The sequence below is a fragment of the Allochromatium vinosum DSM 180 genome, from assembly GCF_000025485.1.
GTDB classification, from domain to species: Bacteria; Pseudomonadota; Gammaproteobacteria; order Chromatiales; family Chromatiaceae; genus Thermochromatium; species Thermochromatium vinosum.
This window is the reverse complement of sequence record NC_013851.1, coordinates 171132-186056: the sequence shown is the minus strand read 5'-3', so window position 1 is coordinate 186056 and position 14925 is coordinate 171132. Positions and strand designations below refer to the sequence as shown.

15 protein-coding genes and 1 tRNA gene are annotated in these 14925 nt (G+C 64.9%); 8 read left to right on the top strand and 8 right to left on the bottom strand.

Annotated features, from left to right (window positions below; all coding sequences use genetic code 11):
• Positions 1 to 105: 105 nt before the first annotated feature.
• The 4 genes from ALVIN_RS00895 to ALVIN_RS00880 all read right to left on the bottom strand — a co-directional run bounded on the left by ALVIN_RS00895 (position 106) and on the right by ALVIN_RS00880 (position 1541).
• Positions 106 to 179: transfer RNA gene (locus ALVIN_RS00895), tRNA-Gln, on the bottom strand.
• Between the two features lie 20 nt (positions 180 to 199).
• Positions 200 to 589: a 30S ribosomal protein S9 gene (rpsI, locus tag ALVIN_RS00890; RefSeq protein WP_012969422.1), complete on the bottom strand. Its 390-nt coding sequence runs from the start codon at positions 587 to 589 to the stop codon at positions 200 to 202.
• 11 nt (positions 590 to 600) lie between these two features.
• Positions 601 to 1038, bottom strand: coding sequence for a 50S ribosomal protein L13 (gene rplM / locus ALVIN_RS00885; RefSeq protein ID WP_012969421.1), 438 nt, complete (start codon positions 1036 to 1038; stop codon positions 601 to 603).
• 173 nt (positions 1039 to 1211) lie between these two features.
• Complete coding sequence (locus tag ALVIN_RS00880) at positions 1212 to 1541, bottom strand: (2Fe-2S) ferredoxin domain-containing protein (protein WP_012969420.1); 330 nt, start codon at positions 1539 to 1541, stop codon at positions 1212 to 1214.
• Between the two features lie 97 nt (positions 1542 to 1638).
• Here ALVIN_RS00880 and ALVIN_RS00875 point away from each other — a divergent pair, with 97 nt between their 5' ends.
• On the top strand, positions 1639 to 2967 hold the full coding sequence (locus ALVIN_RS00875) for a (Fe-S)-binding protein (protein ID WP_148217423.1): 1329 nt from the start codon (positions 1639 to 1641) through the stop codon (positions 2965 to 2967).
• Positions 2968 to 2985: 18 nt separating this feature from the next.
• Complete coding sequence (gene coq7 / locus ALVIN_RS00870) at positions 2986 to 3648, top strand: 2-polyprenyl-3-methyl-6-methoxy-1,4-benzoquinone monooxygenase (RefSeq protein ID WP_012969418.1); 663 nt, start codon at positions 2986 to 2988, stop codon at positions 3646 to 3648.
• A 9-nt stretch (positions 3649 to 3657) separates the two neighbouring features.
• Here coq7 and ALVIN_RS00865 read toward each other — a convergent pair whose 3' ends face one another.
• Positions 3658 to 4077, bottom strand: a complete 420-nt coding sequence (locus tag ALVIN_RS00865) for an OsmC family protein (RefSeq protein WP_012969417.1) — start codon at positions 4075 to 4077, stop codon at positions 3658 to 3660.
• Positions 4078 to 4222: 145 nt separating this feature from the next.
• Here ALVIN_RS00865 and crp point away from each other — a divergent pair, with 145 nt between their 5' ends.
• The gene (crp, locus tag ALVIN_RS00860; RefSeq protein WP_012969416.1) at positions 4223 to 4879 is read left to right on the top strand and encodes a cAMP-activated global transcriptional regulator CRP; all 657 of its coding nucleotides are present in this window, start codon (positions 4223 to 4225) and stop codon (positions 4877 to 4879) included.
• Here crp and trpC read toward each other — a convergent pair.
• The 3 genes from trpC to ALVIN_RS00845 are packed head-to-tail and all read right to left on the bottom strand — an operon-like array spanning position 4876 to position 7304.
• Positions 4876 to 5673 carry an indole-3-glycerol phosphate synthase TrpC gene (gene trpC, locus ALVIN_RS00855; RefSeq protein ID WP_012969415.1) on the bottom strand — a complete coding sequence of 266 codons (798 nt, stop codon included), beginning with the start codon at positions 5671 to 5673 and terminating at the stop codon, positions 4876 to 4878. The two genes, crp and trpC, sit on opposite strands and share 4 nt — an antisense overlap.
• Before the next feature lie 25 nt (positions 5674 to 5698).
• Positions 5699 to 6721, bottom strand: a complete 1023-nt coding sequence (trpD, locus tag ALVIN_RS00850; protein ID WP_012969414.1) for an anthranilate phosphoribosyltransferase — start codon at positions 6719 to 6721, stop codon at positions 5699 to 5701.
• A 1-nt stretch (position 6722) separates the two neighbouring features.
• Entirely contained in the window at positions 6723 to 7304 is a 582-nt protein-coding gene (locus ALVIN_RS00845) for an anthranilate synthase component II (RefSeq protein ID WP_012969413.1), read from the bottom strand.
• Between the two features lie 162 nt (positions 7305 to 7466).
• On the opposite strand from ALVIN_RS00845, the gene ALVIN_RS00840 reads away from it, so the two are divergent.
• The 5 genes from ALVIN_RS00840 (at position 7467) to pilB (ending at position 14924) form a co-directional block, all read left to right on the top strand.
• Entirely contained in the window at positions 7467 to 9332 is a 1866-nt protein-coding gene (locus ALVIN_RS00840; protein WP_012969412.1) for a putative nucleotidyltransferase substrate binding domain-containing protein, read from the top strand.
• Between the two features lie 19 nt (positions 9333 to 9351).
• Positions 9352 to 10029: an exonuclease domain-containing protein gene (locus ALVIN_RS00835; RefSeq protein ID WP_012969411.1), complete on the top strand. Its 678-nt coding sequence runs from the start codon at positions 9352 to 9354 to the stop codon at positions 10027 to 10029.
• A gap of 154 nt (positions 10030 to 10183) precedes the next feature.
• The gene (gene acs, locus ALVIN_RS00830; protein ID WP_012969410.1) at positions 10184 to 12130 is read left to right on the top strand and encodes an acetate--CoA ligase; all 1947 of its coding nucleotides are present in this window, start codon (positions 10184 to 10186) and stop codon (positions 12128 to 12130) included.
• 218 nt (positions 12131 to 12348) lie between these two features.
• Positions 12349 to 13182, top strand: coding sequence for a LabA-like NYN domain-containing protein (locus ALVIN_RS00825; RefSeq protein ID WP_012969409.1), 834 nt, complete (start codon positions 12349 to 12351; stop codon positions 13180 to 13182).
• 26 nt (positions 13183 to 13208) lie between these two features.
• Positions 13209 to 14924, top strand: a complete 1716-nt coding sequence (gene pilB / locus ALVIN_RS00820; RefSeq protein WP_012969408.1) for a type IV-A pilus assembly ATPase PilB — start codon at positions 13209 to 13211, stop codon at positions 14922 to 14924.
• The last annotated feature ends 1 nt before the right edge of the window (position 14925 follow it).

Sequence of the window (14925 nt, the reverse complement as noted above, 5' to 3'; positions counted from 1 at the left end):
CCGCAACTGGCTCTTCCCGGAACAAGCTGTACGTGGCTCCGCCCGGAATACGCCCGGAACCCAAAAACAAAGGGCCTAGCCTTGCGGCTAAGCCCTTGTTTTGTTTGGCTGGGGAACTAGGATTCGAACCTAGATTGACGGAGTCAGAGTCCGCTGTCCTGCCGTTAGACGATTCCCCAGGAAAACTGTCTCGAAGCGATCAGCGCTTGGAGTACTGCGGACGCTTGCGCGCCTTGTGCAGACCGACCTTCTTGCGCTCGACTTCGCGTGCATCGCGGGTCAGGAAACCGGCGCGGCGCATGGGGCTGCGCAGTTCCTCATTATAATCGACCAGCGCACGAGCGATACCGTGACGAATGGCACCAGCCTGCCCGGTGTTGCCACCGCCGCGAACCGTGATCTTGACGTCGACGCGATCGGCCAGACCGGCGGTTTCCAGTGGCTGACGCACGACCATGCGCGCAGTCTCGCGACCGAAATACTCATCCAGCGGACGGTTGTTGACGGTGATGTTGCCCGATCCCAGCGACAGGAAGACCCGTGCGGCGGAGGTCTTGCGACGACCAGTGGCGAGTTGTGTCTCCGACATGAGTCTAATTCCTACACGTTGAGTTCGAGGACTTGCGGCTGCTGGGCCTGATGCTCGTGATTGGGGCCGGCATAGACGCGCAGTTTCTTGAACATGGCGCGACCAAGCGGACCACGCGGCAGCATGCCCTTGACGGCGATCTGAATGGCACGCTCAGGAGCGCTCTGCAACAGCTTCTCCAGGTTGGTCGACTTGAGATTGCCGACGTAACCCGTGTGGTGATAGTACATCTTGTCCTGGAGCTTGTTGCCGGTCACGCGGATCTTCTCGGCATTGATGACCACCATGTAGTCGCCCGTGTCCACGTGAGGGGTGTATTGCGGCTTGTGCTTGCCACGCAGGCGGCGCGCCAGCTCGCTTGCCAGACGCCCCAGGGTCTTGCCCTCGGCATCAATCAGGTACCAAGCGCGGCGAACCTCGGCGGGCTTGGCGCTAACAGTCGTCGTCATGTTCCATCGCTCCGGGAGGGCCGCGCACGGTGATCAGCGCGCTGGCCGTGTAAATCGTTTGTCCACTACGGGAAAGACCGCGAAATATACGCGATCAAATTCGGGAGTGCAAGCCCCCGAATGCCAGAATGTCAATCAGTCGATCGCACAGCCCCTCTCGGGCGTGCGCGAACTCAGGTCGCCGTCCCCGAATCGGGCAGCCGCAAGCGCTCGACCACACGCCCGCCTTTCAGATGCTCGCTCAGGATCTCTTCCAGATCCTGCTCGTCGGCATAGGTGTACCAGACGGCGTCGGGATAGACGACGATGGTAGGTCCGTCGACACAGCGCCCCAGACAGCCGGCGGTGTTGACACGCACGCCGCTCGGACCCGATAGCCCCTCATCCTTGGCACGGCGCTTGAGATAGTCGCGCATGTTCGAGGCATTGGATTGGGCACAGCACTGGCGGCCGTCCTCGCGCCGATTGGTGCAGAAGAAGATGTGGTGACTGTAGCGCGCCATGGTCGAACCTGGGTCGTCGTGGTCGGTGAGCCGGGAGAGTGATTCAGTCGGGATAACGGTTTATAGGGTACCATGACACCCCGAACACCGCTCCTCCATGACGTCGATCCGCGCCCGCGCGCTGGTCGGTCGGGCGTTCCAGTCGAACGTCGTCCATCACTATCACCGCCAAGAATCCGCCTTGAATACTCCGGTCACTCTGTCGTCCGCCCGGTCGGCGCCCCGTCTCTCGAATCAGGATCTGCTCCGGCTCGCCGATCAGTGCGTCAAATGCGGACTCTGCCTCCCGCACTGTCCGACCTATGCCAAGACGCGCCACGAGGCCGACTCGCCGCGCGGGCGCATCGCGCTGGTCCAGGGCTGGCTGACGGGTCAGTTGGACATGACGCCCGGACTGGCCGCGCATCTCGACGGCTGCCTGCTCTGCCGCGCCTGCGAGTCGGCCTGTCCGTCGCTGGTCGCCTATGGGCGTCTGCTCGACGGCGCGCGGGCGCGGCACGTGGCCATGACGCCGACTTGGCGGCGATTCTGGACCGGACACCGGCTCGGTGCGCTGTCGAACGCCCGGTTCATGGACGCGCTTGGGCGGCTGGCCTCGGTCTATGTCGGAACCGGACTGGCGCGGCTCGTCGAGATCGCGCGCTTGATCCGCCTCCGCGCGATCGCGCCCCGTCATCGGCTGCTCAGGGCGCTGGCCGTCACCGCGCGCCCGGTCGCGGCGCAGCCGCTCGACGACGCCGACCTGGATCTCTTCGTCGGCTGCTCGGGGGCGAGCGCACAAGGCGGGGCGATCGCGGCCACGCGCCTCGTCTGCGAACGGCTCGGACTCCGGGTCCGTATCGCGTCCGAGGCGGTCTGCTGCGGCGCCATGCAGCGTCACAACGGTTTCCCGGAGGCCGCCGATCGCGCCCGCGAACAGTGCGCACAGGTCCACGGCGGTCGCCCTCTGGTCGGCGCCTCCAGTGCCTGTATCGCCGAACTGCGCGAGCATCCGGCGCTCACCCAGGCGCAGGAGGTTTGCGATTACCTCGACCGCCGGACCTGGCCCGACGCGCTCGTCCTGACCCCACTCGCGCGCCGCGTGCTGGTGCACGAACCCTGCTCGCACCGGCGTCTGCTCGGGGGCAATGCCGCCGTCCACCGGCTGCTGGCACGGATTCCGGGCCTGGAGGTCGCACCGCTGCCGGACAACGATCGCTGCTGCGGGGCCGCCGGCACCTATCTGCTCCAGCAGCCGGAGATGGCCGCCGCGTTGCTCGACGACAAGCTGATTCACATCCGCGACTTGAAGCCGGATATCATCGTGACCACCAATCCGGGATGCGCACTGCATCTGCTCGCTGGGGTCCGCGAGTCCGGTCTCGCCATCGAGGTCTGCCATCCGGTCGAGCTGATCGCGCGCCAACTCCCAAGCATGTCCACCTGATTTGCGAGTTCTTTGACGATGACCAACAGCCAGCACACCGACAGCCGCCGCTACACCCTGCTCGATCACCTGCTCATCAACACCGATCAGGCTCTGCGCACCGTCTTCGGCCGCCCACGCCTCACCGAGCGCCGCAATCCGGCCGCCGATCTGATGGAAGCCGATTTGCGCGCCGACCAGCGCCGGCATGTGGCGCGTCTGATGCGCATCAACCACACCGGCGAAGTCTGCGCCCAGGCGCTCTATCAGGGCCAGGCGCTCACCGCCAAACTGCCCGAGACGCGCCAGCGGCTGGAGCGCTCGGCCAAGGAGGAGAACGATCATCTGGCCTGGTGCGAGGAGCGCCTGGACGAGCTGGGCGACCGCAAGAGCCTGCTGAACCCGGTCTGGTATGCCGGCTCCTTCGCGCTCGGGGCGCTGGCCGGACTGGCGGGCGACAAATGGAGTCTCGGCTTCGTGGTCGAGACCGAGCGTCAGGTCGAGGATCATCTCGACGACCATCTGGCCCAGATCCCGGCCCACGACGAGAAGAGCCGGGCGATTCTGGAACGAATGAAGGCCGACGAGATCCATCATGCCCAGGTCGCCAAGTCGGCGGGCGGAGCCGATCTGCCCGCGCCCATCCGTCAGGCGATGAAGCTGACTTCGCGCGTGATGACGCGCACCGCCTACTGGGTGTGAGGATACGGCTCAGGGCGCCTCGCGGATCTCGAAGTCGTGCGTGACGGTGGCTGTCGCCCCGAGCATGATCGAGGCCGAGCAGTATTTCTCAGCGCTCAGCCGGATCGCCTGCTCGACCCGCCTGGGATCGAGTCCGCGCCCGGTGATGACGAAGTGGACGTGGATACGGGTGAAGACCTTGGGATCCTGCTCGGCGCGCTCGGCCTCCAGCTCAACCACGCAGTCGGTGACATCCTGGCGGCCCTTGCGCAGGATCAGGAGCACGTCGAACTGGGTGCAGCCGCCCAGGCCGAGCAGCAGCATCTCCATCGGCCGCACGCCGACGTTGCGTCCACCCAGTTCGGGCGGCCCGTCCATCACCACGCCATGCCCGGAGCCGGACTCGCCCAGCATGGCCACCCCATCGATCCATTTCACCCGCGCCTTCATCGCTCGCCCTCATTGCCGTTTGTTGTGATCCGATACGTCTCGCCCGCCCGTACCGGCGGCGGGGCAGGCTAGCATAAGTTCGACAAGACTACCCGGCCTGCCTAGAATCCGGCTCAGTTCCGCCCACCCACGCACAGGTCGAGCGATGAGCACTCAGCGCGCACTGAAGGAAGAGCCCAAGTGGCTGAAGCCCTTTCTGGCTCAATGCCACACCAAGAGCTACGACAAGAACGTCGATTTCATCCGCCAGGGGCAGGCCGCCGAGAGCCTCTACTATCTCATCGAAGGCTCGGTCGCGGCCCTGATGTTCGACGAGGATGAACGCCGTGAGCTGATGCTGGCCTATATCAACAAGGGCGAGTTCATCGGCGAGATGGGGCTGTTCGTCCCGCAGAACACGCGCAGCGTCATCGTGCGCACCCGCACCCGATGCAAGGTGGCCGAGATCACCTATCAGCGCCTCGACCGCCTGCTCGAAGAAGAGCTGGCCGAGGTGGCCAAGGAGCTGCTCTACAGCCTCGGCGCACAACTGTCGATGCGTCTGCAGATGACCAGCCGCAAGGTCGGGCACCTGGCCTTTCTCGACGTCACCGGACGCATCGCCGGCACCCTGCTCGATCTCTGCAAACAGCCGGATGCCATGACGCACCCGGACGGGATGCAGATCCGGGTGACGCGTCAGGAACTCGGGCGCATCGTCGGCTGCTCGCGCGAGATGGCCGGACGGGTGATCAAGAATCTGGAGGAACAGGGGCTGGTGAGCGTCAAGGGCAAGACCATCGTGGTCTATGGCGCACGCTAGAAGAACAGCCGTGCCAGCTCGACACCCGGATCGGGCGCGCGCATGAAGGCTTCGCCGACCAGGAAGGCATGAACGCCCCGACCGCGCATCCGCGCCACGTCCTCGCCGGTCAGGATGCCGCTCTCGGTGACGAGCAGCCGATCCTCCGGAATCGCTTCCAGCAAACCGAGCGTGGTCTCCAGCGTCACCTCGAAGGTGCGCAGATTGCGGTTGTTGATGCCGATCAGCCGTCCAGGCACCGCGAGCGCACGCTCCAGCTCTTCGGCGTCGTGCACCTCGACCAGCACGTCCAGCCCCAGTTCATGCGCCAGCGCGTTCAACTCGCTCAGTTGGGCATCGGACAGACAGGCGGCGATCAGCAGGATGGCATCGGCGCCGATCAGCCGCGCCTCGCGCACCTGATAGGGGTCGACGATGAAGTCCTTGCGGATGACCGGAAGCGCACAGGCGGCGCGCGCCTCCTGGAGATAGGCATCGGCGCCCTGGAAGAAGTCCACATCGGTCAGCACCGAGAGACAGGCCGCACCGCCGCGTTCATAGCCCGCCGCGATCTCCGCCGGATGGAAGTCGGCACGCAGCACGCCCTTGCTCGGACTGGCTTTCTTGACCTCGGCGATCACCGCCGGCTCACCGGCCGCGACCCGCGTTTGAAGCGCGGCGGCGAAACCACGCACCGGCCCGACATCGGCCAGCGCCGCGCTCAGATCGGCGTCTGAGCGGCGTATGCGCCGCTCGCTGATTTCCTCGATCTTGCGCTGAACGATCTTTTTCAGGATATCCGGGGTATCGGTCATGAGCCTTTGCGTCATCTGTGAAGGGTCAATCGAAGCGCTTGGTCAGGGCGACCAGACGTTCCAGGCGTCGCTGGGCCTCACCGCTGTCGATCACCTGAGCCGCCACGGTCACGCCCTCGGCGAGCGAGCCGGCACGCCCGGCGGCATAGATGGCTGCACCGGCGTTGAGCCGCACGATGTCGCGCGCGGGTCCGGGTTCACCGGCGAGCACGCTCAGCAGCAGCGCCAGACTCTCGGCCGGACCCGACACGCGGATCGCCTCCAGCGGCGCGCGCTGGAGTCCGAAATCCTCGGGCCGCAGACTGTAGACACGGACTTCGCCATCGCGCAGTTCAGCCACATCCGTGCTGTCGGCGATGCTGATCTCGTCGAGTCCGTCGCGCGCGTGGACCACCAGCACGTGCCGGCTGCCGAGCCGTTGCAGCACCAGGGCGAGCGGTTCGAGCAACTCGGCGCTGAAGACGCCGAGCACCTGATTGGGTACCCGCGCCGGGTTGGTCAGCGGCCCCAGGACATTGAAAATGGTGCGCACGCCCAGCTCGCGCCGGGGAACGACGGCGTGCTTCATGGCGCTGTGATGACCGGGCGCGAACATGAAGCCGACCCCGACCTCGCGCACGCAGCGGGCGACCTGCTCGGCGGTGAGATCGAGCCGGAGCCCGGCCGCTTCCAGCACGTCGGCCGCGCCGGACTTGCTGGAGACCGAGCGGTTGCCGTGCTTGGCGACATGGCAGCCGGCGGCGGCGGCGACGAACATGCTGGTGGTCGAGACGTTGAAAGTGCCCGAACAGTCGCCCCCGGTGCCGACGATGTCGACGGTGTGATCCAGTCCGCAGAGATCGACCCCGGTGGCCAGTTCGCGCATCACGGCGGCGGCGGCGGCGATCTCGGTCACGCTCTCGCCCTTCATGTGCAGCGCGATCAGGAAGCCGGCGATCTGGGCCGGGGTGGCACCGCCGGTCATGATGCGGCGCATCACCGCGCTCATCTCGTCGCCACTGAGATCACGGCGTTCGATACAGCGCGTGATGGCGTCCTTGAGTTCCATGTCAGCGGTCCTCCAGGAAGTTCTGGAGCAGACGATGGCCCTGTTCGGTGAGGATGGATTCGGGATGGAACTGCACGCCCTGGATCGGCAGCGTGCGATGACGCACACCCATGATGCATTCGCGCGTACCATCCGGGTTCTGAGTCCAGGCCGTGACTTCCAGGCAGTCCGGCAGGGTCTCGGGTTCGATCACCAGCGAGTGATAGCGCGTGGCCCCGAAGGGATTGGGCAGAGTGTTGAAGACGCCTTGATCACTGTGATACACCGGCGAGGTCTTGCCGTGCATGACCTCGGGCGCCTTGACGATGCGCCCGCCGAACGCCTGACCGATCGACTGATGCCCCAGACAGACGCCGAGGATCGGCACCGCGCCGGCCAGACGCTCGATCAGGGCCACCGAGATCCCGGCCTCGTGCGGCGTGCAGGGACCGGGCGAGATCACGACCCGTTCGGGCGCGAGCGCGACCGCCTCCTCGACCGTCAGCTCGTCGTTGCGGACGACCTTCACCTCGGCACCCAGCTCGCCGAAATACTGCACCAGGTTGTAGGTGAAGGAATCGTAGTTGTCGATCATCAGCAGCATAGACAGGGCATCCTTGGATTCTTGGGACGACGCGGCATTCTCGCCGAAACGCCCCGCGAACGAAACCGGCGTGATACGGCACTCGCCCGAACGTTCGCGATTCATGTTTCAATACCGGCTCGACCCGAACCTCGTTCCATTCCGCAAGCGTGAGAACAACCGATGGATGTCGAACTGATCGAGATCCAGGAATTCCTGGCCAGTCATCCGCCGTTCGATCAACTGCCCGAGGAGACGCTGGCCCGTCTTCCACGACGTCTGTCGGTGCGCTATTTCCGTCGCGGCACGCCCTTTCCGCCCGAGGCGGCCGATTCGCCCTGTCTCTACATCCTGCGCCGCGGCGCGGTGGAGCTGCGCAACACGCGCGGCGAGTTGGTCGGCAAGCTGGCCGAGGGCGATCTGTGCGAACAGCACTGCCGGATCTCGGAGGACGAACCACGTTTCCAGGGCAACACCGCCGAGGACACGCTCGTCTATGCCCTGCCCTGCGCGGATCTGACCGAGCTGCGCGCCGCGCACCCCGCCTTCGCCGAACACTTCGAGCAGTCGACCTCGCGCCGGTTGCGCAAGGCGCTCGACGTGGTGACCGAGTCGCCATCCAGCGGCACCGGGCTGATGACGGTACAGGTGCGCGACATGGTCCAGCGCGCGCCCATCGCGACCCGTCCCGAGACCAGTATCCGTGACGCCGCGCGCATCATGTCCGAGCACCATGTCTCCTCGCTCCTGATCATGGACGGCGAACATCTGGCCGGCATGATCACCGACCGCGATCTGCGCAATCGCTGTGTCGCGGCGGGGCTGGCGACCGATCAGCCGGTGCGCGCGATCATGACCGAGAAGCTGACCACGGTCGACATGGATACGCTCGGTTTCCAGGCGCTCATCGCCATGACCCGGCTCAATGTGCACCATCTGCCGGTGGTGGAGAACGGACGGGTCGTGGGGCTGATCTCATCGACCGACTTCACCCGTTTCCAGAGCGCCAACTCGATCTATCTGGTCGGCGACATCCATCGCGCCGATTCCATCGAGACCCTGGCCCAGATCGGAGCCAAGATCGCCGAATTACAGGTGCATCTGATCCTGGGTGGAGCGACGGCGACCCAGGTCGGACAGGCGATCAGCGCCATCACCGACGCCATCACCCTGCGTCTGATCGAGCTGGCCGAGGCCGATCTCGGCGCGCCGCCCGTGCCCTATGCCTGGCTGCTGGGCGGCTCGCAGGCACGGCGCGAGCAGTCGGCGCATTCGGATCAGGACAATGCGCTCCTGATCTCCGACGAGGCCAAGCCCGAGGACGACGCCTATTTCGCCGCCCTGGCGCGCTTCGTCAACGATGGACTCCATGCCTGCGGCTGCGTCTACTGCCCCGGCGACGTCATGGCGAGCAATCCCAAGTGGCGCCAGACGCTGCGGATCTGGAACAAGTATTTCTCCAACTGGATCCTCAAGCCCGAGCCGATGGCGCTGATGCTGTCGAACGTCTTCTTCGACATGCGCTCGCTGCGCGACCCCAACGGACTGTGCGAGGAGCTGCACGAGCGCATCATCGAGAAGTCGCGCGCCAACCGCATCTTCATCGCCTACATGGCGGCCAACGCGCTCAAGAACCGTCCGCCGCTCGGCTTCTTCCGCAATATCGTGCTGATCCAGGGCGGCGATCACGACCATACGCTCGACATCAAGCATCGCGGTCTCATCCCCATCATCGATCTGGCGCGCGTCTATGCGCTCTCGGCCGGGATCATGGAGAACAACACCAACGAGCGCCTCCAGACCGCCGCCGAACGCGGGGCGCTCAGTCGCGACGGCGCAGCCAATCTGATCGACGCGCTCGAACTCATCGCCACGCTGCGCATGCGCCATCAGGCCCAGCAACTGCGCAACGGCGAGAAGCCCGACAACTTTCTCGCACCCGACGCACTCTCGCCGCTGGAGCGCGGCCATCTGAAGGAGGCCTTCGTCTTGATCAACACCATGCAGGAGTCGCTCGGCCAGCGCTATCAGACCGGGCGCTTCGCCTGATCGCCAGAGACTCGACACCATGCCGATCCTGACCGACTGGGGCCGACGCTGGCGCCACAGGCGCGCCCCGCCCGGCCCGTTGCGCGATTATCTGGCCCAGCCCCTGCCGAGCCCACGTGCCGACTATCGCGAAGTCGAGTATCTGGCCATCGACCTGGAGACGACCGGACTCGATCAGCGTCAGGATCTGATCCTGAGCGTCGGCTATGTGGTGCTCCATGGTCCGGAGATCGATCTGTCGACCGCGCGCCATCATCTGGTGCGTATCGACCGCTCCATCCCCGAGGCGAGCGCCGTGATCCACCAGATCACCGACGATCAGGCCGCCACCGGGCGCGAGCTGGAGGATGTCCTGGGTGAAGTGCTCGCGGCGCTCACCGGACGGGTGATGATCGCCCACCATGCCGGCATCGAGCAGGGCTTTCTGTCGCAGGCCTGCCAGCGCTGCTGGGGCCGGGGGCTGCCGCTGCGCCTCGTCGATACCCAGACCCTGGCTCATCGCACGCTGGAGCGACGCCAGATCCCGTTCAAAGCCTCGGACCTGCGTCTGCACGCGCTCACCAGCCGCTACAACCTGCCGCGCCACGGCGCTCACAACGCCCTGAGCGATGCGCTCTCGGCCGCCGAACTGTTCCTGGCCCAGGCGGCCTATCGCGACGACGGACGGCGGTTACGCCTGTCGGAATTTTTGTGCTGAGGACGGAGCAGGCGTCGACTCGGCTAGATCGTCGCTCAGTCGACGGTTTACTATTGTCGCGTTTCGACCTCGGGTCGACATCGTCGAGATTCCATCATCGGCGAGAAGCCGACTCGTGCAACACACCATCGAAGAGATCGAGGAGATCAGATCCATGTCGGAAGAAAAGGTCTATCCGGTTCCTGCGGCGATCGCCGCCAAGGCCCACATCAACGCCGAGCAGTATGCCGCGATGTATCAGCGCTCGATCGACGATCCGGCCGGCTTCTGGGCCGAGCAGGCCGAGCAGTTCGTGACCTGGAGCCGGAAGTGGGACTCGGTCATGGACTACAGCTATCAGGCCGACGATCTGCACATCAACTGGTTCCAGGGCGGCAAGCTCAACGTCTCCTACAACTGTCTGGACCGTCATCTGGCCACCCGTGGCGATCAGGTCGCCATCATCTGGGAAGGCGACGATCCGAACGTGGACCGCAAGATCACCTATCGCGAGCTGCACGAGGAAGTCTGCCGTCTGGCCAACGTCCTCAAGTCGCGCGGCGTCCAGAAGGGCGACCGGGTCTGCATCTATCTGCCGATGATCCCCGAGGCGGCGGTGGCCATGCTGGCCTGTACCCGCATCGGCGCGGTGCACTCGATCGTCTTCGGCGGCTTCTCGCCCGACTCGCTGCGCGACCGCGTGCTCGACTCCGAGTGCAAACTGGTCATCACCTCGGATGAGAGCGTGCGCGGCGGGCGTCACGTCCCGCTCAAGAAGAACGCCGACATCGCCATGCGCGAGTGCCCGAACGTCGACACCGTGCTCGTGGTGCGCCGCACCGGCGGCAACGTCGACTGGGTCGAGGGCCGCGATGTCTGGTATCACGAGGCTGTCGCCGCGGCCGCCACCGAGTGCGCGCCCGAGGAGATGGACGCCGAAGATCCCTTGTTCATCCTCTACACCTCCGGCTCCACCGGCAAGCCCAAGGGCGCCCTGCACACCACCGGCGGCTATCTGGTCTATGCCGCCATGACCCACAAGTACACCTTCGACTACCAGGACGGCGAGATCTACTGGTGCACCGCCGACGTCGGCTGGGTCACGGGTCACACCTACATCGTCTATGGCCCGCTGGCCAACGGCGCCACCTCGGTCATGTTCGAGGGCATCCCGAACTATCCGGACATGTCGCGCTTCTGGGACGTGGTCGACAAGCACAATGTCTCCATCTTCTACACCGCCCCGACCGCGATCCGCTCGCTGATGCGCGCCGGCGAGGAGCCGGTCAAGAAGACTTCGCGCCAGTCGCTGCGCATCCTCGGCTCGGTCGGCGAGCCGATCAACCCCGAGGCCTGGGAGTGGTACCACAACGTCGTCGGTGACGGACGCTGCCCGATCGTCGACACTTGGTGGCAGACCGAGACCGGCGGCCATCTGATCACTCCGCTGCCGGGCGCCACGGCACTCAAGCCGGGTTCGGCCACCCGCCCCTTCTTCGGCGTGGTGCCGGCGCTGGTCGATCCGTCGACGGGCGTGCGCATCGAGGGCGCGGCTGAAGGCGCACTTGTCATCTGCCAGCCCTGGCCCGGTCAGATGCGCACCGTCTATGGCGATCATCAGCGCTACGTCGACACCTACTTCAAGCAGTATCCGGGCTACTACTTCACCGGTGACGGCGCGCGCCGTGATGCCGACGGTTACTACTGGATCACCGGCCGCATCGACGACGTGCTCAACGTCTCGGGCCACCGTCTCGGCACCGCCGAGATCGAGTCGGCGCTGGTGCTGCATCCGCACGTCGCCGAGGCGGCGGTGGTCGGCTATCCGCACGACCTCAAGGGTCAGGGCATCTATGCCTATGTCACCCCGATGGCCGGTGTCGAGCCGACCGACGAGCTGAAGAAGGAACTGGTATCACTGGTGCGCGGCGAGATCGGCCCGATCGCCATCGTCGACATCATCCAGTGGGCGCCGGGTCTGCCCAAGACCCGCTCGGGCAAGATCATGCGCCGCATCCTGCGCAAGATCGCCGCCAACGAGATCGATTCGCTCGGTGACACCTCCACCCTGGCCGATCCGACCGTGGTCGAGGATCTGATCGAGAACCGCGCCGTCAAGTAAGACGCGCGCCGCACACGGCCCGGTTCGTCCGGGCCGCGTTCATCGTCTCGAAGGGATTGGGTCGCAAGACCAAAATGGATTCCAGTTGATTGATTTATAAAACGCTTCAAGCCGCGTCTCGCCCGCCGTTCGGCTCGGATACGAGACCGGGACACGGGACGGCACTGTTTTTTTCAGCATTGGACGCGGTTTGAACCCTTCATCTCCAGAGGTTCACTTTGTCATCGAGTTTTAGAGTTGGAGTCTTCGTCGACGCCGAGAACGTGCGCTACAACGGCGGCTATCAGATGCGTTACGACATTCTGCGCCGTTTCGCTGCACGTGAGGGCGGCGTGTTGCAACGTCTCAACACCTACATGGCCTACGATGCCGAGCGCGCACGCGAGGATTACGAATACAAGAAGAAGGCCCATGCCTATCAGCAGATGGTGCGCGACTTCGGCTGGAAGATCACCGCCAAGACCGTGCGCCGCTATACCGACGACAACGGCAACGTCACCACCAAGGCCAACGCCGATCTCGACATGGCCGTCGACGCCATGCTCCAGGCCAACCGGCTCGATCAGGTGCTGCTGGTGACGGGCGACGGCGATTTCCTGCAAGTCGTCGAGGCGCTTCAGAACACCGGCTGCCGCGTCGAGCTGATCGGCTTCAAGAACGTCTCGCGTCTGCTCCAGCAGCGGGTCGATGCCTTCTATTCGGGCTTCGTCATCCCGGACCTGCTGCCCGTCCACTATGAGCCGCGCAACGAATGGGGCAAGCCCGGTTCCTGCGTGCGCGGGGTCTGTACCAAATGGTTCCCCGACAAGGGCTACGGCTTCTTGCGGGTCATGAATCAGATCTCGCCCAATCTCTGGATCACGGACCCGCGTGAGCCCGACTCGCCCTATATCAGCGTCTTCTGTCACGCCAACGAGGTCGCCGACGAGGTGACGGAGGATCTGCTGATGAACCGCGAAACCGTCCTGGAATTCTATGTCAACGAGAGCGAGCAGAAGGACAACGGGTTGGTCGCCAACAACGTGAGGCTCGCGTTCTCGGTCAACCGTTAGCGGGCACGCACCACACGGAGCCGCCGATGTCGAAGGATCAAGCCATGCTCAAACCCTCCGGACTGGCCTGGCGACTGGTCAAGGACCAGCTCATCTCCGAGTCCCAGATGCAGGCGGCCTATCAGGAGGCACGCTCCAAGGGGCGGACCTTCGTGCAGCATCTGGTCGAAGAGAAGATCCTCGACAGCCGCCGCATCGCCATCGTGGCCGCGCAGGAATTCGGCGTCCCCCTGCTCGACCTGGAGTCCTTCGATGTCTCGAATCTGCCGCCCAACCTCGTCGATGAGCGGCTGATCAGCAAGCATCGCGCGCTGCCGCTGCTGCGCCGCGGCAACCGGCTGTTCCTGGCGCTCTCGGACCCGACCAGCGATCAGGCACTCGAGGAGATCCGGTTCCACACCGGACTGGCCACAGACCCGATCCTGGTCGAGGACAGCAAGCTCGGCGCGGCCATCCAGAAGACGATCCAGGCCCAGGACACCAGCACCATCAGCGAGTTCGCCGACGCGGATCTGGAAAAGCTCGAAATCGAGGGTGGCGAGGAGGACGATACCGAGAATCTGGACGCCACCATCGACGAAGCGCCGGTCGTGCGCTATGTCAACAAGATCCTGGTCGATGCCATCACCGCCGGCGCTTCGGACATCCATTTCGAGCCGTTCGAGAAGTTCTTCCGTATTCGCTTCCGTCAGGACGGTCTGCTGCGCGAGGTCGCCAACCCGCCACTCAATATCGCCAATCGGCTAACCTCGCGCCTGAAGGTCATGTCGCGCATGAACATCGCCGAGCGGCGCGTGCCCCAGGACGGACGCATCAAGCTCAAGCTCAGCCGCAATCGCGACATCGATTTTCGCGTCAATACGCTGCCGACCATCTATGGCGAAAAGATCGTGCTGCGTATCCTGGACTCCAGCTCGGCCCAGGTCGGCATCGACGCGCTCGGCTTCGAACCCGAACAGCGCAACAACTTTCTCAAGGCCATCAAGAAACCCTACGGCATGATCCTGGTGACAGGACCGACCGGCTCGGGCAAGACGGTCTCGCTCTACACCGCGCTCAACATCCTCAACGACCCGGAGATCAACATCTCCACCGTCGAGGATCCGGTCGAGATCCAGGTGCCCGGCATCAATCAGGTCAACCTCAATCCCAAGAGCGGTCTGACCTTCGCCGCCGCGCTGCGTGCCTTTCTGCGTCAGGATCCGGACATCATCATGGTCGGTGAGATCCGCGACCTGGAGACGGCCGAGATCGCGGTCAAGGCCGCCCAGACCGGACACCTGGTGCTCTCGACCCTGCACACCAACGACGCGCCCCAGACCCTGACCCGTCTGGCCAACATGGGCGTACCGCCATTCAACATCGCCTCCTCGGTGCTGCTGATCATGGCTCAGCGTCTGGCGCGCCGGCTGTGCATGCACTGCCGCGAAAAGGTGAATCTGCCGCGCGCGGCCCTGCTGGACGAGGGCTTCACCGAGCAGGAGATCGACGCGGGGCTGACCATCTATGGTCCGGTCGGGTGCGACAAGTGCAACAAGGGCTATCGCGGACGTGTCGGTATCTTTCAGGTGATGCCGATCTCGGAGGAAACCTCGCGTCTGATCCTGGAGGGCGGAAACGCCATGCAACTGGCCGAACAGGCCCGACGCGAGGGGATCGCTGACCTGCGCGCCTCCGGGCTGCGCAAGGTCAAGGCCGGCGTCACCAGTCTTGAAGAAGTCAATCGGGTCACGACGGACTGAC